General features: G+C 69.1%; 18 protein-coding genes. 10 read left to right on the plus strand and 8 right to left on the minus strand.

Annotated elements, in window-relative coordinates; all coding sequences use genetic code 11:
• Positions 1 to 286: 286 nt before the first annotated feature.
• Together ADL01_RS24440 and ADL01_RS24445 are read right to left on the minus strand one after the other, a co-directional pair.
• Positions 287 to 1,825, minus strand: coding sequence for a S8 family peptidase (locus ADL01_RS24440; protein ID WP_199834919.1), 1,539 nt, complete (start codon positions 1,823 to 1,825; stop codon positions 287 to 289).
• A 67-nt stretch (positions 1,826 to 1,892) separates the two neighbouring features.
• Positions 1,893 to 3,425: a S8 family peptidase gene (locus ADL01_RS24445; RefSeq protein ID WP_053744165.1), complete on the minus strand. Its 1,533-nt coding sequence runs from the start codon at positions 3,423 to 3,425 to the stop codon at positions 1,893 to 1,895.
• A gap of 458 nt (positions 3,426 to 3,883) precedes the next feature.
• Between ADL01_RS24445 and ADL01_RS24450 the strand changes: the two genes are divergently transcribed.
• The 3 genes from ADL01_RS24450 to moaA all read left to right on the plus strand — a co-directional run bounded on the left by ADL01_RS24450 (position 3,884) and on the right by moaA (position 7,037).
• Entirely contained in the window at positions 3,884 to 4,240 is a 357-nt protein-coding gene (locus ADL01_RS24450; protein WP_053744166.1) for a DUF485 domain-containing protein, read from the plus strand.
• Positions 4,237 to 5,862: a cation acetate symporter gene (locus ADL01_RS24455; RefSeq protein ID WP_053744167.1), complete on the plus strand. Its 1,626-nt coding sequence runs from the start codon at positions 4,237 to 4,239 to the stop codon at positions 5,860 to 5,862. Before ADL01_RS24450 ends, ADL01_RS24455 begins: the two co-directional genes overlap by 4 nt.
• 185 nt (positions 5,863 to 6,047) lie before the next feature.
• Positions 6,048 to 7,037 carry a GTP 3',8-cyclase MoaA gene (gene moaA, locus ADL01_RS24460; protein WP_053744168.1) on the plus strand — a complete coding sequence of 330 codons (990 nt, stop codon included), beginning with the start codon at positions 6,048 to 6,050 and terminating at the stop codon, positions 7,035 to 7,037.
• A gap of 7 nt (positions 7,038 to 7,044) precedes the next feature.
• On the opposite strand, the gene ADL01_RS24465 is transcribed toward moaA, so the two are convergent.
• Together ADL01_RS24465 and ADL01_RS24470 are read right to left on the minus strand one after the other, a co-directional pair.
• The gene (locus ADL01_RS24465) at positions 7,045 to 7,269 is read right to left on the minus strand and encodes a hypothetical protein (protein WP_053744169.1); all 225 of its coding nucleotides are present in this window, start codon (positions 7,267 to 7,269) and stop codon (positions 7,045 to 7,047) included.
• Between the two features lie 209 nt (positions 7,270 to 7,478).
• The gene (locus ADL01_RS24470; protein ID WP_053744170.1) at positions 7,479 to 7,877 is read right to left on the minus strand and encodes a DUF3099 domain-containing protein; all 399 of its coding nucleotides are present in this window, start codon (positions 7,875 to 7,877) and stop codon (positions 7,479 to 7,481) included.
• A gap of 244 nt (positions 7,878 to 8,121) precedes the next feature.
• On the opposite strand from ADL01_RS24470, the gene ADL01_RS24475 reads away from it, so the two are divergent.
• Entirely contained in the window at positions 8,122 to 8,397 is a 276-nt protein-coding gene (locus ADL01_RS24475; protein WP_053744171.1) for a GlsB/YeaQ/YmgE family stress response membrane protein, read from the plus strand.
• Between the two features lie 87 nt (positions 8,398 to 8,484).
• Here ADL01_RS24475 and tyrS read toward each other — a convergent pair whose 3' ends face one another.
• From tyrS to ADL01_RS24490, 3 genes are all read right to left on the minus strand, one after another.
• Positions 8,485 to 9,750: a tyrosine--tRNA ligase gene (gene tyrS, locus ADL01_RS24480; protein ID WP_053744172.1), complete on the minus strand. Its 1,266-nt coding sequence runs from the start codon at positions 9,748 to 9,750 to the stop codon at positions 8,485 to 8,487.
• A gap of 68 nt (positions 9,751 to 9,818) precedes the next feature.
• Complete coding sequence (locus tag ADL01_RS24485) at positions 9,819 to 11,213, minus strand: metallopeptidase TldD-related protein (RefSeq protein ID WP_053744173.1); 1,395 nt, start codon at positions 11,211 to 11,213, stop codon at positions 9,819 to 9,821.
• On the minus strand, positions 11,210 to 12,733 hold the full coding sequence (locus tag ADL01_RS24490; protein ID WP_053744174.1) for a TldD/PmbA family protein: 1,524 nt from the start codon (positions 12,731 to 12,733) through the stop codon (positions 11,210 to 11,212). Before ADL01_RS24490 ends, ADL01_RS24485 begins: the two co-directional genes overlap by 4 nt.
• A gap of 291 nt (positions 12,734 to 13,024) precedes the next feature.
• Between ADL01_RS24490 and fabG the strand changes: the two genes are divergently transcribed.
• From fabG to ADL01_RS24515, 6 genes are all read left to right on the plus strand, one after another.
• On the plus strand, positions 13,025 to 13,744 hold the full coding sequence (gene fabG / locus ADL01_RS24495) for a 3-oxoacyl-[acyl-carrier-protein] reductase (RefSeq protein ID WP_053744175.1): 720 nt from the start codon (positions 13,025 to 13,027) through the stop codon (positions 13,742 to 13,744).
• 5 nt (positions 13,745 to 13,749) lie between these two features.
• The gene (fabI, locus tag ADL01_RS24500; protein ID WP_053744176.1) at positions 13,750 to 14,517 is read left to right on the plus strand and encodes an enoyl-ACP reductase FabI; all 768 of its coding nucleotides are present in this window, start codon (positions 13,750 to 13,752) and stop codon (positions 14,515 to 14,517) included.
• A 190-nt stretch (positions 14,518 to 14,707) separates the two neighbouring features.
• Positions 14,708 to 15,061: a hypothetical protein gene (locus ADL01_RS24505; protein ID WP_053744177.1), complete on the plus strand. Its 354-nt coding sequence runs from the start codon at positions 14,708 to 14,710 to the stop codon at positions 15,059 to 15,061.
• Positions 15,062 to 15,160: 99 nt separating this feature from the next.
• Positions 15,161 to 15,277, plus strand: a complete 117-nt coding sequence (locus tag ADL01_RS47295) for an SGM_5486 family transporter-associated protein (protein ID WP_107055787.1) — start codon at positions 15,161 to 15,163, stop codon at positions 15,275 to 15,277.
• 157 nt (positions 15,278 to 15,434) lie between these two features.
• Positions 15,435 to 15,641 (plus strand): hypothetical protein, encoded by a 207-nt coding sequence (locus ADL01_RS24510; protein ID WP_053744178.1) that lies wholly within the window; start codon positions 15,435 to 15,437, stop codon positions 15,639 to 15,641.
• A gap of 85 nt (positions 15,642 to 15,726) precedes the next feature.
• Positions 15,727 to 16,245 (plus strand): SixA phosphatase family protein, encoded by a 519-nt coding sequence (locus ADL01_RS24515; RefSeq protein ID WP_053744179.1) that lies wholly within the window; start codon positions 15,727 to 15,729, stop codon positions 16,243 to 16,245.
• A gap of 90 nt (positions 16,246 to 16,335) precedes the next feature.
• Here the strand turns inward: ADL01_RS24515 and serB are convergent, their stop codons facing one another.
• Entirely contained in the window at positions 16,336 to 17,538 is a 1,203-nt protein-coding gene (gene serB, locus ADL01_RS24520) for a phosphoserine phosphatase SerB (RefSeq protein WP_053744180.1), read from the minus strand.
• Between the last annotated feature and the right edge of the window lie 22 nt (positions 17,539 to 17,560).

Below are 17,560 nucleotides of genomic sequence, written 5' to 3' on the forward strand. Positions count from 1 at the left end.
AGGAGGAGCTACCGAACACTTGCTCAGTGCTCCATCCTTCCGGGTGGAGGTGAAGGGCACCCCTGTCCATTGCGGCCCGGAGGGCCGCAGCGGCATGGCTGAGATCGCCTCATCCGACGACGAAGTTGTCGGATCTACCGCCGGACGGGCGGGAAGTGACGCCTGTGGAGGCCCCCTGTAAGACCGAGCTCCCCGGAGACCGGCAAGGGCCAGTGAAGCAGGAACCCGAGGTGGTACCGCGTAGCGGTGCGGACCGGAATCTCCTGCCCTCGGGCAGGAGAGGGCGTCAATTCGTCACCGCGTCCAGGGCGTCCGCGATGCCGTGGCCGTAGAAGCCGTTGTAGTTCTTCGGGCCCTCGCACACCGCGTCGACCTTGCCGTCGCCGTCGATGTCGTAGGGGTCCCCGCACGGCGTGGCGTCCGCCTCGGCGTACAGGAGCGCCTTCACCAGGGCGGCCGGGGCGTGCGGGTGCGTCGACTTGATCAGGGCGGCCACGCCCGCGACATGCGGGGTCGCCATCGACGTACCGGCCATGTAGCCCCAGGTGCCGCCGGGCAGCGGGCCGAGGATGAGACCGCTGGTGGCCGGCGGGGCCGGGGTCTGGAGCCGGGTCGAGTCGCCGCCGGGGGCGGCGATGTCGATGACGCCCAGGCCGTGGTTGGAGAAGGACGACTTGATGCCCTTGGCGCCGGTCGAGGAGACCGTCACCACGCCCGGGAGCTGGGTCGGGATGTCGTAGCACTTGGACGGGTCGACGACCCGGTCCGAGGGCGTCGCGTCGTTGGGGGAGACCGGGTCGGTGATCTCGTCGGCCGCGAGGTCGTAGTTCTCGTTGCCGGCCGCGGCGACGTTGACGACACCCTTGTGCTCCGCGTACCGCGAGGCCCGGGTGATGGCGTCGACCAGGGCCTTCTGGTCCGGGTCGCTCTTGCAGTTGAAGTACCACGGGTCGGTGTAGTAGCTGTTGTTCGTGACGTCGACGCCGTGCTCGGCCGCCCACACGAAGCCGCAGACGACGGCCTCCGTGTAGAAGAACCCGGCCGTGGTCGACACCTTGATGCCGGACACCTTCACGCCCGGCGCGACGCCCGTGACACCGACACCGTTCTTGGCGGCGGCGATCTCACCGGCCACGTGCGTGCCGTGCGGGCTCTCGCCCGTGGTCGGCCGCCAGGCCCCGTCGGTCGTGTCGGGCTTGCCCGTCACGCAGTTGACGGAGGCGGCGCGGTCGAAGTTCGGCGCGATGTCGGGGTGGGTGTCGTCGACGCCGGTGTCGATCACGGCGACGGTGACCTTGCGGCTGCCGAGCGTCTTCTCGTGCGCCTTGTCCGCCTTGATGGCGGGCAGGTCCCACTGCAACGGCTCCAGCGGGTCCTGGGCCGCGGTGGCGTCGGCGGTGGCGCTCGCCATCTCCGCCGCGGAGAGCACCTTCGGGGCGCCCTCGTCGGTGGTCGACTGCGCGGGCAGCGGCGCGTTGCGTGTGTTGCCGGCCGACTGCACGCCGGGCACCTTGCGGATGATCTTGGCGAAGTCGGGGTTCGCGGAGTGGACGACGACCACCCCGATCCGGTCGTACGACATGACGATCGTGCCGCCGGCCTTGGTGATGGCCTTCTTCACGTACGCGGAGGGGCCGAACCCCGGGAACACGTTGACGACATAGCTCAGCGAGGGCGCGTCGGCCGCGACGGCGGCGGCACCGGTGGTGACCTCGGCGTCGGCCGCGACGGCCTGGATGTTCGGCAGGAAGGCGAACGCCGACGCCATGACCATGCCGACGGGTATCGCCATGGCGCGACGGGAGCGTGAGCGAGGCGCTGTCATACAGGCTCTCCAGTTCGTTCGTTCGTGGGACGTGCGGACCGTGCGAAAAGTTCGGAGAACGTGCGGATCACTTGACCGCGCGCAGCGCGTCGACGATCCCGAACCCGAAGAATCCGTTGACCCGTTTGCCGCCCTCGCACACCGCGTCCTGCGTGCCGTCACCGTCCTGGTCGTACGACACGGGACAGCCGGGGTTGTTCGCCTGGACCTTGAGCAGTGCCTGCAGCTGGGCCGGGGTCGCCCACGGGTGCTTCGACTTCAGCAGCGCGGCGACGCCCGCGGCGTGCGGCGAGGCCATCGAGGTGCCCTGAAGGAAGCCGTACTCACCGTTCGGCATGGTCGACAGGATGCGGCCGTTCTTCGACGGCGTGTCCGGTATCTGGTACTTGCGGTCGCCGCCGGGGGCCGCGATGTCGATGACGCCGTCGCCGTAGGTGGAGTAGTACGACTTGACGTTGTCGACGCCCGTGGCGCTCACCGTGACGACGCCCGGGAGCATGGTCGGTACGTCGAAGCACTCGTGCGGGTCGATCGTGCGCGGGACCGGCGGCGAGTCGTCGGGGCTGGTGTCGTCGACGATCGCGTCGGAGGCCAGGTCGTGGCTGGAGTTGCCCGCCGACGCCAGGTTGAGTGTGCCCTTCCTCTGTGCGTACAGCTGGGCCCTGTTGACCGCGTCAACAATGGCCCGCTGGTCGGGGTCGTCCATGCAGTTGTACAGCCACGGATCAACGTAGTAACTGTTGTTCGTGATCTCGACGCCGTGGTCGGCGGCGAACACGAAGGCGCAGACGACGCTCTCCGGGTAGAAGAGCCCGTTGTTCGGGTCGCTCACCTTGATGCCGGAGACCATCACACCGGGCGCGACGCCCGCCACGCCGATGCCGTTGCGGGCGGCGGCTATCTCACCGGCCACATGCGTGCCGTGGTAGTCCTCGGCCTTGTACGGGCGCCACGCTCCGGGGCTGGTGTCCGCGACGCCGCCGACGCAGTTCGCCGACTGGGCCGCGGAGAAGTTCGGGGCGAGGTCGGGGTGGGTGTCGTCGACGCCGGTGTCGATCACGGCGACGGTGACGTTGCGGCTGCCCGGGTTGATCTTCGCTGCCTTGTCGGCGCCGATCGACCGCAGGTCCCACTGGTCGGCTTCGAGGGGCTCGCTGTCGGGGGTCTTCACCGACGCGGCCTCGACCTTGGCAGCCTCCGCGGCCGTCAGATAGTCCGCGGCGCCCTCGTCGGTCGTCCCGGCGGCGACCAGCGGTGTGGTCCGGGTGGCCCCTGCGGACCTCACCCCGTGCGCCGCGCGGATCTGCGCCCCGAAGGAGGGATTCGCCGAGTGGACGACGATCACACCGAGCTTGCCGTACGTGATCACGACGGTGCCGCCGGCCTTGGAGATCGCCTTCGTCACGGCCCCGATCGTGTGACGGTCGGTGCTCTTGGTGTTGACGACATACGCGAGGTTCGGATCGTCCGCCGCCGGGGCCGCGGAGACGGTCGGCTCGGCGGCCGACGCGGCCACAGGCAGGAAGCCGAGGGAGGCGGTCAGAGACAGCACGACCGGCACCGCGAGAGCGAGCCGACGTCGGGAGCGCAGATGGGCCATGGGTTCTCCACATCATCCGGAAGCGCAGCCCGCCCGGACAAGGATGGTCGCCGGGCAAGCGCGTAGCAGGGACGGACAACAAATACGTACGCGCGAAAAGGCGGGCGCGGGCGCATGGCCCGCACCACGATTCTGCAGGTACATGACGGGTACTACAGGGCGAAGCTATCCCGCGTCGCCGCTGGCCAGCAACGACTTCCGGAGACCAGTTCGGAAAGAAGCAGGGCGAGTTGAACCGGTCCTCGCATGGCGCCGTGACCTTGGACAGAGGACACGAGCGCCATCGAGCCCTCTGTCGGATCACGCGTGGGGGCCCTACCATCGCGAGCCGGCCACCGTGATCCAGATCACCGCGAGGTCAGAGAAGAGCCATGTCCGTACCGAGCCCCACCCCGTCCCCGAAGGACCACCCACCGCCGTCCACTGTCGTGACCGCACCCGCAACGCGAGGAGACTCCGTGGCTGTCGACGCACCGCCCCCCTCGAAGGCAGAACGCCACTTCCCCTCCACGGAGGAGTTCATCGAGGTGCAGCAGAGCGCTGAGTTCGGCGAACTGCGCCGCGCCCACCGCTCCTTCGCCTTCCCGCTGACCCTCGGCTTCATCACCTGGTACCTGCTGTACGTCCTGCTGTCGAACTACGCGGGCGGCTTCATGGGCACCAAGCTCGTCGGCCACATCAACGTCGCCTTCGTCCTCGGCATCGCCCAGTTCGTCACCACGTTCCTCATCGCCTGGTGGTACTCGCGGCACGCCGCCGCCAACCTCGACCCCAAGGGTGAGGCGATCAAGTCCCGGATGGAGGGCGGCGCATGAGCCCCGTACAGCAGAGTGTTCTCGCCGCGGGCGAGGCCGGCGAACACCGGCCACTGATCATCTCCCTGTTCGCGGTGTTCGTCGTCGCGACCCTCGTCATCACCGTCTGGGCGGGCCGCCAGACCAAGAGCGCCGCCGACTTCTACGCCGGCGGACGCCAGTTCACCGCTTTCCAGAACGGCCTCGCGGTCTCCGGCGACTACATGTCCGCCGCGTCGTTCCTCGGCATCGCGGGCGCGATCGCCCTCTTCGGGTACGACGGCTTCCTGTACTCCATCGGCTTCCTCGTCGCCTGGCTGGTCGCCCTGCTCCTGGTGGCCGAACCGCTGCGCAACTCCGGCCGCTACACCATGGGTGACGTCCTCGCGTACCGCATGCGTCAGCGCCCGGTCCGCACGGCGGCCGGTACGTCGACGATCGTCGTCTCGATCTTCTACCTGCTGGCCCAGATGGCCGGCGCGGGCGTTCTCGTCTCGCTCCTCCTCGGCATCACCTCGGACGCGGGCAAGATCGCCATCGTCGCCCTCGTCGGCGTCCTGATGATCGTGTACGTCTCCATCGGCGGCATGAAGGGCACCACCTGGGTCCAGATGGTCAAGGCCGTGCTGCTCATCAGCGGCACGATCCTCATTACGTTCCTGGTGCTGCTGAAGTTCAACTTCAACATCTCCGATCTGCTCGGCACCGCCGCCGAACGCAGCGGCAAGGGCGACGCCTTCCTGGAGCCCGGCCTCCAGTACGGCGCCACCGGCACCACCAAGCTGGACTTCCTCTCCCTGGGCCTTGCCCTGGTCCTCGGCACCGCGGGTCTGCCGCACATCCTGATCCGCTTCTACACGGTGCCCACGGCCAAGGCCGCCCGCAAGTCCGTGAACTGGGCCATCGGCATCATCGGCGGCTTCTACCTGATGACGATCGCGCTCGGCTTCGGCGCCGCCGCACTGATCGACCCGAAGGAGATCACCGACTCCAACCCGTCGGGCAACACGGCGGCGCCACTGCTCGCCCTGCACATCGGCGGCGTCGACTCCGCCTGGGGCGCGGTGCTGCTCGCAACGATCTCGGCGGTCGCCTTCGCGACGATCCTCGCCGTGGTCGCCGGCCTGACGCTGGCCTCGTCGTCGTCCTTCGCGCACGACATCTACGCCAACGTCATCCGCAAGGGGAAGGCCACCGAGAAGGAGGAGATGAAGGCGGCCCGCTGGTCCACCCTCTTCATCGGCATCGTCTCCATCGCGCTCGGCGCCCTCGCCCGCGACCTCAACGTGGCCGGCCTGGTCGCACTGGCGTTCGCGGTCGCCGCGTCCGCCAACCTGCCCACGATCCTCTACAGCCTGTTCTGGAAGAGGTTCACCACCCAGGGCGCCCTGTGGTCGATCTACGGCGGCCTGATCGTGGCCGTCGGCCTGGTGCTGTTCTCGCCGGTGGTCTCCGGTGACCCGAAGGCGATGTTCCCCGGCGTCGACTTCCACTGGTTCCCGCTGAAGAACCCCGGCATCATCTCCATCCCGTTCGGGTTCTTCATGGGCTGGCTCGGCACCATGCTCTCCAAGGAGGAGCCCGACACCGGCAAGTACGCGGAGCTGGAGGTGCGGTCCCTCACGGGAACCGGAGCGCACTAGAAGCCGTTTCCACCGCGAAGGGTCGTGGCGCGGGGCCGCCGTAGCAAGCTACGGCGGCCCCGCGCCGCATCCTGTGCCATCGGGCCTGCCTTGTTGTCAGTGGAGTCACGTAGGCTCGCAGGTGCAGGAGAAACTCTGACCGCACCAGACCCGACACGCGATCCACTACGAGGGAGGGGGCCCACGTGCTCATCGACACCTTCGGCCGAGTGGCCACCGACCTGCGCGTCTCCCTGACCGACCGCTGCAACCTGCGGTGCACGTACTGCATGCCCGAGGAGGGCCTGCAGTGGCTGGCCAAGCCCGACCTGCTCACGGACGACGAGATCGTCCGCCTGATCGACATCGCGGTCACCTCCCTCGGTATCGATGAGGTCCGCTTCACGGGCGGCGAACCGCTGCTGCGCCCGGGCCTGGTCGGCATAGTGGAGCGGGTCGCGGCCCTGGCCCCCCGCCCCCAGATGTCCCTGACGACGAACGGCATCGGACTGGGCCGTACGGCGACGGCGCTGAAGGCGGCGGGCCTGGACCGCGTCAACGTCTCCCTGGACACCCTCCGCCCGGACGTCTTCAAGACGCTCACCCGCCGCGACCGCCACAAGGACGTCATCGCGGGCCTGGAAGCGGCCCGGGACGCGGGCCTGACCCCGGTGAAGGTCAACTCGGTTCTGATGCCGGGGCTCAACGAGGACGAGGCCCCGGACCTCCTGGCCTGGGCGGTCGAGCACGACTACGAGCTGCGCTTCATCGAGCAGATGCCGCTGGACGCCCAGCACGGCTGGAAGCGCGATGGCATGGTCACAGCCGGCGACATCCTCGCCTCCCTCCGCACCCGATTCGACCTCACCCCCGAGGGCACCGGCGAACGCGGCTCGGCCCCCGCCGAACGCTGGCTGGTGGACGGCGGACCGCAGCGCGTCGGCGTCATCGCCTCCGTCACCCGCCCGTTCTGCGCGGCCTGCGACCGAACCCGCCTGACGGCCGACGGCCAGATCCGCAACTGCCTCTTCGCCCGCGAGGAGACCGACCTCCGCACGGCCCTGCGCTCCGACGCCCCGGACGAGGAGATAGCCCGCATCTGGCGCGAGGCGATGTGGGGCAAGAAGGCGGGCGCGGGCCTGGACGACCCCTCGTTCATCCAGCCGGACAGGCCGATGTCTGCGATCGGGGGCTGAAGCGGCCTCAGCTGTCCGCGGACTCCCACGTCTCCAGGCTCACGACGTCCTTCAGGAATCCGCGCACCCCCAGGAACTGGGACAAGTGCTCGCGATGCTCCTCGCACGCCAGCCACGTCTTGCGCCGCTCGGGAGTGTGCAGCTTCGGGTTGTTCCAGGCGAGCACCCACACGGCGTCCGCCCGGCATGCCTTGGCGGAACAGATGGGGGAGTCAGGGTCAGAGCCGATCATTTTCCGACCTTAACCCGGCGGAAACCGCGCTCAAAAAGGCGACGCCGAGCAGCCACGGGGGGAGCTGCCCGGCGTCGGTCTGTCGCTCCGACGGGGGATGCGGAGCGCGTACGAAGTATGTCACGGGTACCCGTCCGCCCGGCACTGGAACTCCATGATTGATCTGAGCTTTTCTTGAGCTTGGCGACGTCTTTCGCACTGACTTCTGGTCAGGCACGCTCGTGCGAATCGCCCCGTACATCGGCTCCCTGATCGCCTTTCGCGTCTTCCGCCGCGGGCTCCGCGAAGTCCTCTTGCGGTGGCGGCTGCGCGATCATCGGCCGCATGGGAGCCCTCACGAACGTCGAGGGGAGGCCCGGCGCGTTTTCCCGGCCCGCGTTGGCGATCACCACGGAGATGTAGGGGAGGACCATGCCGAGGACAAGTGCCACGAACGCGACGTGCCGTTCGACGTTCCAGAGCACCGCCGCGAGGATCACCGCCACCGTGCGCACGGACATGGAGATGACGTACCGGCGCTGTCTGGCGCGGACATCGTCCGCGAGCCCCTGCCGGGCTCCGGTGATCCGAAAGACCTGGGCGCCGCCACCGTTGCTCTGCTTCCGCATCACATTCCACCATCCACCCGAATCGGACACGCCCCGGCCCGTACCCGCACGGAACCAGATCGGGGAACCAGGTCCGGACGCTTTCCACGTTACGCCGCGCCTGCGCCGCCTACGAGACCGGGGCGCCTTCCCGCGAGGTGAGCGGCCTGCGCCGTACCGCGTACCGAGGCCCCCGACATGCGCCGTAGCGCGAACGGGCGGACACTGGGCGCAATGCTCACCAGAGCCGTACGAGGAGGCAGCAATGGGCTGGTTGTGGGCGATCATCGTCGGGTTCGTGCTGGGCCTGCTGGCCAAGGCGATCATCCCGGGCAAGCAGCACAGTCCGCTCTGGCTGACGACCATCTTCGGCATCCTCGGAGCCGTCATCGGCAACGCGATCGCGCGAGGCCTCGGCATCGAGGCGACGAGCGGCATCGACTGGGGCCGCCACGCGCTCCAGCTCGCGGCAGCCGTCGTGATCGTGTTCCTGGGCGACATGGCGTACTCGTCGATGCGCGGCAAGAGACGCCGGGCGTAGCGGCGGTATTGGCACATGTGAGGGGGGCGGCCCGACGAACAAGGGCCGCCCCCCTCACATGTGCACGCGCGTGACGCGTACGGCTGATCAGCCGGTGACCTCCACCGCCGCCAGGTTCTTCTTGCCCCGGCGCAGGACCAGCCACCGCCCGTGCAGCAGGTCCTCCTTCGCGGGAACGGCGTCCTCGGCGGTGACCTTCGCGTTGTTCACGTAGGCGCCGCCCTCCTTCACCGTGCGCCGCGCGGCCGACTTACTGGCCACCAGCCCGACCTCGGTGAACAGGTCGACGACCAGCCCCGCCTCGGCGACCTGGATGTGCGGCACCTCGGAGAGCGCCGCGCTCAGCGTCTGCTCGTCCAGCTCGCCCAGCTCGCCCTGGCCGAAGAGGGCCTTGGACGCGGCGATCACGGCGGCCGTCTGCTCGGCGCCGTGCACCAGCGTCGTCAGCTCCTCGGCGAGCGCGCGCTGTGCGGCCCGCGCCTGCGGACGCTCCGCGGTCTGCGCCTCCATCGCCTCCAGCTCCTCCGGCGACTGGAAGGAGAGGATGCGCATGTACGCCGAGATGTCCCGGTCGTCCACGTTCAGCCAGAACTGGTAGAACGCGTACGGCGTCGTCATCTCCGGGTCGAGCCAGATGGCGCCGCCCTCGGTCTTCCCGAACTTGGTGCCGTCCGCCTTCGTCATCAGCGGCGTCGCCAGCGCGTGCGCGGAGGCGTCCGGCTCCAGGCGGTGGATCAGGTCGAGACCGGCGGTGAGGTTGCCCCACTGGTCGCTGCCGCCCTGCTGGAGAGTGCAGCCGTACCTCCGGTACAGCTCCAGGAAGTCCATGCCCTGGAGGAGCTGGTAGCTGAACTCCGTGTAGCTGATGCCCTGGTCGGACTCCAGACGCCGGGCGACCGAGTCCTTCGTCAGCATCTTGTTGACGCGGAAGTGCTTGCCGATGTCCCGGAGGAACTCGATGGCCGACATGCCGGCCGTCCAGTCCAGGTTGTTCACCATCACCGCGGCGTTCTCGCCCTCGAAGGACAGGAACGGCTCGATCTGCGCGCGGAGCCGGTTCACCCAGTTCGCGACCGTCTGCGGGTCGTTCAGCGTGCGCTCCGCGGTGGGACGCGGGTCGCCGATCTGGCCGGTCGCCCCGCCGACCAGGGCCAGCGGACGCAGGCCCGCCTGCTGGAGGCGGCGCATGGTGAGCACCTGGACCAGGTGACCGACGTGCAGACTGGCCGCCGTCGGGTCGAAACCGCAATAGAACGTGACGGGACCGTCCGCGAGCGCCTTGCGCAATGCGTCCTCGTCAGTGGACTGGGCGAACAGCCCACGCCACTTCAGCTCGTCGACGATGTCCGTCACGGTTCTCGTATCTCCTTGAGTGGGTCTTCTTGCAGTTCTACGGCAGCCGGGGACTACCGGCAACGAGGTTATACGCCCTGACTGACAGAGCTCATATTGAAGTCGGGCACCCGCAGCGCGGGCATCGCGGCCCGGGTGAACCAGTCGCTCCACTCCCGAGGCAGCGTCTTCTCCGTACGCCCCGCCTCGACGGCCCGCCCGAGCAGACTCACCGGCGACTCGTTGAACCGGAAGTTGTTGACCTCCCCGCTGACCTCGCCGTTCTCCACGAGGTACACCCCGTCGCGGGTCAGGCCGGTCAGCAGCAGGGTGGCCGGGTCGACCTCGCGGATGTACCAGAGGCAGGTCAGCAACAGCCCGCGCTCGGTGTTCGCGACCATCTCCTCCAGGGACCTGTCCTCGCCCCCGTCCAGCACGATGTTCCCGATCGCCGGGGACACGGGCAGGCCTGTCAGCCCGGCGGTGTGCCGGGAGGTGATCAGCCGGTTCAGCTCGCCTTCGCGGATCCACTCCGTGGCGCTCAGAGGCAGCCCGTTGTCGAACACCGACTGATCGTCGCCCGAGGAGTGGGCGAGCAGGAAGGGCGAGGCCTCGAGACCGGGCTCGTTCGGGTCGCTGCGCAGCGTCAGCGGCAGCTCGGAGAGCTTCTCGCCGATACGCGTCCCGCCGCCCGGCTTGGAGAACACCGTGCGCCCCTCGGCGGCGTCCCGCGCCGACGCCGACCACATCTGGTAGATCAGCAGGTCGGCGACCGCGGTCGGCGGCAGCAGCGTCTCGTACCGCCCGGCCGGCAGCTCGATCCGCCGCTGGGCCCAGCCGAGCCGTACGGCGAGTTCGGCGTCGAGGGTGGCCGGGTCGACGTCCTTGAAGTCCCGCGTCGACCGCCCGGCCCACGCCGACCGCGTACGGTCCGGGGACTTGGCGTTCAGCTCCAGCGTCCCGTTGGGCTGGTCATGGCGCAGACGCAGCCCCGTCGACGTACCCATGTAGCTCGACACCAGCTCGTGGTTGGCGAAGCCGTACAGCTCCCGGCCGCCCGCACGCGCGCGTGCGAACGCCTCGCCGAGCGCCGGGGCGAAGTCGGCGAACACCGCGGACGAGGTCTCGGCGGGCGCGTCCTTGAAGTCGGGGGACTCCGGTACTCCCGCGACCAGCGCCTGGGCGTCCTCCGCGGGCCCGGCGCCACGCGCGGCGGCCTCGGCGGCCCGCACGAGCGGTTCCAGCTCGTCGGCGGTGACGGCCGCGCGGGAGACGACCCCGGAGGCCGTGCCCTGCTTGCCGGCGACGGTGGCGACGACGGTGAGCGTGCGCCCGCGCGTGACCCCGTTGGTGGTGAGGGCGTTGCCCGCCCAGCGCAGGTTGGCCGTCGACTCCTCGTCGGCGATGACGACGCACCCGTCGGCCCGGGACAGCTCGAGGGCCCGCTCGACGATTTCGTGCGGCTTGTTCATACGGGCGCTCATCGACCGGCCTCCTGCGTGGTGTTCAGAATGTTGACGCCCTTGAAGAGGGCCGACGGGCACCCGTGGGACACGGCCGCGACCTGTCCCGGCTGGGCCTTGCCGCAATTGAAGGCACCGCCCAGGACGTACGTCTGCGGCCCGCCGACGGCCGCCATGGAGCCCCAGAAGTCGGTGGTCGTCGCCTGGTAGGCCACGTCCCTCAGCTGCCCGGTGATCCGGCCGTTCTCGATCCTGAAGAACCGCTGCCCGGTGAACTGGAAGTTGTAGCGCTGCATGTCGATGGACCACGACCGGTCCCCGACCACGTAGATCCCGCGGTCGACCCCGCCGATGAGGTCCTCGGTCGCCAGCCCGCCCGGATCCGGCTGCAACGACACGTTGGCCATGCGCTGCACGGGCACATGCCCAGGAGAGTCGGCGTACGCGCACCCGTTGGACCGCTCGAACCCGGTCAGCTTCGCGATCCGCCGGTCCAGCTGGTACCCCACGAGGGTGCCGTCCTTCACCAGGTCCCACGACTGACCGGCGACGCCCTCGTCGTCGTACCCGATGGTCGCCAGGCCGTGTTCGGCGGTCCGGTCGCCGGTGACGTTCATCAGCTCCGAGCCGTACCTGAGCTTGCCGAGCTGGTCGAAGGTCGCGAACGACGTGCCCGCGTACGCCGCCTCGTAGCCGAGGGCCCGGTCCAGCTCGGTGGCGTGGCCGATGGACTCGTGGATGGTCAGCCACAGGTTGGACGGGTCGACGACCAGGTCGTACAGCCCCGCCTCGACACTCGGCGCCCGCATCTTCTCGGCCAGCAGCTCAGGGATCTGTTCGAGCTCGGAATCCCAGTCCCATCCCCTGCCCGTGAGGTACTCCCAGCCGCGCCCGACGGGCGGCGCGATGGTCCGCATCGAGTCGAACTCGCCGCTCGACTCGTCAACGGAGACGGCCGTGAACTGCGGGTGCAGCCGCACCCGCTGCTGGGTGGTGACGGTGCCCGCCGTGTCCGCGTAGAACTTGTTCTCGTGCACCGTGAGCAGCGAGGCGTCGACGTGGTTGACCCCGTTCGCCGCGAGCAGCCGGGCGCTCCACTCGGCCAGCAGACCCGCTTTCTCCTCGTCGGGCACGGTGAACGGGTCGATCTCGTACGACGAGACCCACGTCCGGTCGGCGTGCACCGGCTCACCGGCCAGCTCCACCCGCTCGTCGGAACCCGCCGCCTTGATCACCTGCGCGGACAGCTTGGCCATGGCCACGGCCTGCGAGGCGACCTTCGCGGCGGCGTCCATGCTCAGATCCACACCCGACGCGAATCCCCACGTACCGCCGTGCACCACCCGCACCGCGTACCCCAGGTCCGTGGTGTCCGACGATCCGGACGGCTTGGCGTCCCGCAGCCGCCAGGACGCGCTGCGCACCCGCTCGAACCGGAAGTCCGCGTGCTCGGCCCCGAGCGCACGCGCGCGTGCGAGGGCGGCGTCGGCCAGGGCACGTAGGGGCAGTGCCAGGAATGACTGATCGACCTCATGGGCCATGAGCGGCCTCTCCTTGTCACGGTGAGTGTGATGCGCAGGGTGATGCGTCTGTCTCGCAGTGAATCATGCAGGTCTGACATCACGGCTTCCAACGGATTCGCCTGGATCCGGACAGCGCTGAGCACGGTCGCGGGCAGTGCGCCGACTGTAGGGACCCGACAGGACAAGGGGTGAGCCACTGTCGGTGCCCGAATGTCCGCCGGTGTGGGCGGACCGATAGGTTTTCGGAGAAGCAGCCTGTCAACCCTGCTGTTCGGACAGGTGTTGAACCGCTAACGAAAGGGTGATCCGTTGAGCCGCTCGGTTCTCGTCACCGGAGGCAACAGGGGCATCGGCCTCGCCATCGCCCGCGCGTTCGCCGAGGCCGGCGACAAGGTCGCCATCACATACCGTTCCGGCGAGCCGCCGGCCACCCTGACAGATCTGGGCTGCCTGGCCGTCAAGTGCGACATCACCGACTCCGAACAGGTGGAGCAGGCCTACAAGGAGATCGAGGCCGAGCACGGCCCGGTCGAGGTCCTCATCGCCAACGCCGGCGTCACCAAGGACCAGCTGCTGATGCGGATGTCCGAGGAGGACTTCGCGTCCGTCCTCGACACCAACCTCACGGGCACCTTCCGCGTCGTCAAGCGCGCCAACCGCGCCATGCTGCGCGCCAGGAAGGGCCGCGTCGTACTGATCTCGTCGGTCGTCGGGCTGCTCGGCTCGGCGGGGCAGGCCAACTACGCCGCCTCCAAGGCCGGCCTGGTCGGGTTCGCCCGCTCCCTCGCCCGTGAGCTGGGCTCGCGCAACATCACCTTCAACGTGGTCGCGCCCGGCTTCGTCGACACCGACATGACCAAGATCCTCACCGACGAGCAGCGCGCGGGCATCGTCTCGCAGGTGCCGCTCGGCCGGTACGCGCAGCCGGAGGAGATCGCCGCAACGGTGCGGTTCCTCGCCTCGGACGACGCCTCGTACATCACTGGAGCCGTCATTCCCGTTGACGGCGGACTGGGAATGGGTCACTGATCACCATGAGCGGAATTCTCGAGGGCAAGCGTGTCCTGATCACCGGTGTGCTGATGGAGTCCTCCATCGCGTTCCACGCCGCGAAGCTGGCCCAGGAACAGGGCGCCGAGATCATCCTGACCGCGTTCCCGCGGCCGACGCTGACCGAGCGCATCGCCAAGAAGCTGCCCAAGCCCACCAAGGTCATCGAGCTCGACGTCACCAACGACGAGCACCTGGGCCGCCTGGCCGACATCGTCGGCGAGGAGCTCGGCGGCCTCGACGGCGTCGTCCACTCCATCGGCTTCGCCCCGCAGGACGCCCTGGGCGGCAACTTCCTCAACACCCCGTTCGAGTCCGTGGCCACCGCCATGCATGTCTCGGCGTACTCCCTGAAGTCGCTCACCATGGCCTGCCTGCCGCTGATGCAGAACGGCGGCTCGGTCGTCGGCCTCACCTTCGACGCGAAGTTCGCCTGGCCGCAGTACGACTGGATGGGCCCGGCCAAGGCCGCCCTGGAGGCCACCAGCCGTTACGTCGCCCGCGACCTGGGCAAGCAGAACATCCGCTGCAACCTCATCTCCGCCGGCCCCCTCGCCTCCATGGCCGCCAAGTCCATCCCGGGCTTCGGCGACCTGGCCTCGGTGTGGGACGCCCGCTCGCCCCTGGAGTGGGACCTCAAGGACCCGGAGCCGACCGGCCGCGCCATCGTGGCACTGCTGAGCGACTGGTTCCCGAAGACCACCGGCGAGATCATCCACGTCGACGGCGGGCTGCACGCGATCGGCGCGTGAGCACTGCCGCCGCATAGGCACGGCTGACATTCGAGGGCCCGCGTTCCTTTCCGGCGCGGGCCCTCGGCGCGTCTCTGCGGCGTCACCCGTTCGGCTTATCCGATCGGGCGGGGGAGAGGGGTGACTGGGCACGCTGGATTACGCGATCACCTCGCGTTTCCTCCCCAGCACAGCCGAGGAGGTCCCCCTTGTGCGCTTGTCCCGCAGCTTCGCCCCGCTGCTCGTCGCCGTCGCGCTCATAGCCACTGTTCCGGACGAGGCCGTGCCCCACGCGCGCGTGGAGGCAGGACAGCCGGAACGGCCCGAGCCCTTCGGTGCCGGCTGCTACACCCGCGTCACCGGCTCCGAGGTGACCGCCTACTGCCACAACCCCTACGTGGCCGTCGACCGCGTGCGTCTGCACATCGAATGCGACCGCTGGTGGGACCTCGACAGCGACGGCACCCCCGTCGAGGCCGGGCCCGCAGAGACCGTACGACTCACCGGCCGCTGCTGGAAGGAAGTCCGCTCGGTGTGGGTCAGCCACCAGAAGCGGACGCCCTGAGCCGGCACGCGAACGGAGGCTGCGGCCCGCTGACCTCACCCTCCCGGGTGCGAGCACCCCGGAGGTACGCGCCGGGGGTACAGGTGCGAGACTGGCCGCATGCCAGTGCTCGACCCGAATCCCCAGAACGGCCAGAAGAAGATGCTGATCGTCTTCGGCTCGTTCCTCGCCATCTTCGTGATCATCGCCGTCATCGCGACGATCGCCTCACCGTGACGGCCCTTGGTGGGGGTACCCCCACCAACCCCTAGGGGGCGGGTCTCAGGGTCAAGTGGGTGGATCACCGGATGGGTTGAGGGCCGCGGGTTCCGTAACTTCGAGGTGTGGCCGCGAGAGGCGGGCCACGGACAGCTCGTAGACCCACGGAGGCACCATGTCGGCCCACACGCACTCCCGGCCCCTTCCGGCGACCAAGCGTGCCGTCGACATACGGCTGCCGTGGTGGGCCCTGGCGCTGCCGACGGTCGCGTTCGTCGCGCTCCTCGCACTGATCCTGAACCCGACCGACGCGCAGGCCGCGACCGGCGACCCGATGATCGCCCACCTCCTTGAGCGGGCGCGGGAGCTGGTGACGCGTTGAGCGTCGTGAACACCCCATTCCCACCTGCGGAGCCGCCCGTCAACTCCCTGCGCCCCGTGGCCTGTTTCATGCGAAGCTGGGTGTCATGAGCGTCGTAGAACCCCGCAGGATCGTCCTCTTCCGGCACGCGAAGGCAGACTGGCCCCAGGTGACCGATCACGAGCGGCCGCTCGCTGACCGGGGCCGCAAGGACGCCGCTGTCGCCGGGCGCAAGCTGGCCGACACCGGCATCCCCTTCGGCCTGGCCCTCTGCTCCACCGCCACCCGGACCCGCGAGACCTGGAAACTCGCGGTCCATGAACTCCCGCAACGGCCGAAGACGGTCTATGAGGAGCGGATCTACGAGGCCTCACCGGGCGAGCTCATCGCCCTGCTCAACGAAACGCCGGACGACATCCAGAACGTGGTCCTGGTCGGCCACAACCCAGGGGTGCAGGCCCTCGCAGAGATCCTGGCCGAAGATTCCGAGAACGACACCCGCACCAAGCTGACCAGCCGAGGCTTCCCGGCAGCGGCCTTCGCGACCCTGTCCTTCACCGGCTCCTGGAAGGGCCTGGAGCCGGGGACGGCGACACTGGTCGACTTCTGGGCACCGACAGAGTGAAGCGTGGGGGCCTGCGACCCGCAGTCGGCGCGAGCCAGGCCCCCATCGAAGAACGGCTGGGCCCCGCGGAACGCCGAAACTCCCAGCGGGCTACTCGTGGGTGTCTGCCGCCTCGACCTCTTCCCGGGTGACCCCCAGCAGGTACAGCACGGTGTCCAGGAAGGGGAAGTTCACCGCGGTGTGCGCGGCCTCCCGCACGACGGGCTTGGCGTTGAAGGCGACACCGAGTCCCGCCGCGTTCAGCATGTCCAGATCGTTCGCCCCGTCACCGATCGCCACCGTCTGATCCAGCGGCACCCCGGCCTCCGCCGCGAACCGCCGCAGCAGCCGAGCCTTGCCCGCCCGGTCCACGATCTCGCCGACGACCTTGCCCGTCAGCTTCCCGTCGATGATCTCCAACGTGTTGGCCTGGGCGAAGTCCAGCCCGAGCCGCTCCTTCAGATCGTCCGTGACCTGAGTGAACCCACCCGAGACGACACCGACCTCGAAGCCGAGCCGCTTCAGCGTACGGATCAGCGTGCGCGCCCCCGGCGTGAGCCGGACCTCGCTGCGCACCTTGTCCACCACCGACGCGTCGAGCCCCTTGAGCAGGGCCACCCGCGCGTGCAGCGACTGCTCGAAGTCCAGCTCCCCGCGCATCGCGGCGGCGGTCACCTTGGCGACCTCGTCCTCGCAGCCCGCGTGCGCGGCGAAAAGCTCGATCACCTCGTCCTGGATGAGCGTCGAGTCCACATCCATGACGACCAGCCGCTGTGCCCGCCGATGCAGCCCTGCCGCGACGACCGCGATGTCGACACCGAGTGCCGCCGCGTCGGTGACCAGAGCGGTGCGCAGCAGTTCGGTCGCGACACCGGAGACGGCGAACTCGACCGCCGTCACGGGGTACTTGGCGAGCCGGAAGATGCGGTCGATGTTGCCGCCGGTCCTGGTGATCCGCGCGGCGATCGCGGCGGTCGACTCGGCGGTCAGCGGATGCCCGAGCACGGTGACGACCGAGCGCCCGAGCCCGCGCGGCCGGTTGTCACCGAGCCCGGAGATGATCTCCGCCTGCATCTTCATGGACTCCGCCCAGCTGTGGACGGTGGCCCGCAGATCGCCTTCGAGCCCGGCAGAGGGGTGGGTCACGAGCGCGCACAGCACCATGCGGCCACGCGTGACGACCTGCTCGATGTCGACCACGTCCACGGAGTAGGTGGCCAGTGTCTCGAACAGACCGGCGGTGATGCCCGGCCTGTCCTTGCCGAAGATTTTGACGAGAAGGGTGGGGACGTCAGCAGTCTGCGAAGCGTTCATGGTGTTTCCACCGTATCCGGCA

Origin of the sequence: Streptomyces sp. NRRL WC-3618 (genome assembly GCF_001280005.1) — a bacterium.
Lineage (GTDB): Bacteria > Actinomycetota > Actinomycetes > Streptomycetales > Streptomycetaceae > Streptomyces.

Excerpts from the sequence above, each read along its gene's own strand:
- ADL01_RS24440 (WP_199834919.1), bottom strand. The coding sequence starts at position 1,825 with ATGACAGCGCCTCGCTCACGCTCCCGTCGCGCCATGGCGATACCCGTC.
- ADL01_RS24445 (WP_053744165.1), bottom strand. The coding sequence starts at position 3,425 with ATGGCCCATCTGCGCTCCCGACGTCGGCTCGCTCTCGCGGTGCCGGTC.
- ADL01_RS24455 (WP_053744167.1), top strand. The coding sequence starts at position 4,237 with ATGAGCCCCGTACAGCAGAGTGTTCTCGCCGCGGGCGAGGCCGGCGAA.
- ADL01_RS24465 (WP_053744169.1), bottom strand. The coding sequence starts at position 7,269 with ATGATCGGCTCTGACCCTGACTCCCCCATCTGTTCCGCCAAGGCATGC.
- ADL01_RS24470 (WP_053744170.1), bottom strand. The coding sequence starts at position 7,877 with ATGCGGAAGCAGAGCAACGGTGGCGGCGCCCAGGTCTTTCGGATCACC.
- ADL01_RS24475 (WP_053744171.1), top strand. The coding sequence starts at position 8,122 with ATGGGCTGGTTGTGGGCGATCATCGTCGGGTTCGTGCTGGGCCTGCTG.
- ADL01_RS24485 (WP_053744173.1), bottom strand. The coding sequence starts at position 11,213 with ATGAGCGCCCGTATGAACAAGCCGCACGAAATCGTCGAGCGGGCCCTC.
- ADL01_RS24490 (WP_053744174.1), bottom strand. The coding sequence starts at position 12,733 with ATGGCCCATGAGGTCGATCAGTCATTCCTGGCACTGCCCCTACGTGCC.
- fabI (WP_053744176.1), top strand. The coding sequence starts at position 13,750 with ATGAGCGGAATTCTCGAGGGCAAGCGTGTCCTGATCACCGGTGTGCTG.
- ADL01_RS47295 (WP_107055787.1), top strand. The coding sequence starts at position 15,161 with ATGCCAGTGCTCGACCCGAATCCCCAGAACGGCCAGAAGAAGATGCTG.
- ADL01_RS24510 (WP_053744178.1), top strand. The coding sequence starts at position 15,435 with ATGTCGGCCCACACGCACTCCCGGCCCCTTCCGGCGACCAAGCGTGCC.
- ADL01_RS24515 (WP_053744179.1), top strand. The coding sequence starts at position 15,727 with ATGAGCGTCGTAGAACCCCGCAGGATCGTCCTCTTCCGGCACGCGAAG.
- serB (WP_053744180.1), bottom strand. The coding sequence starts at position 17,538 with ATGAACGCTTCGCAGACTGCTGACGTCCCCACCCTTCTCGTCAAAATC.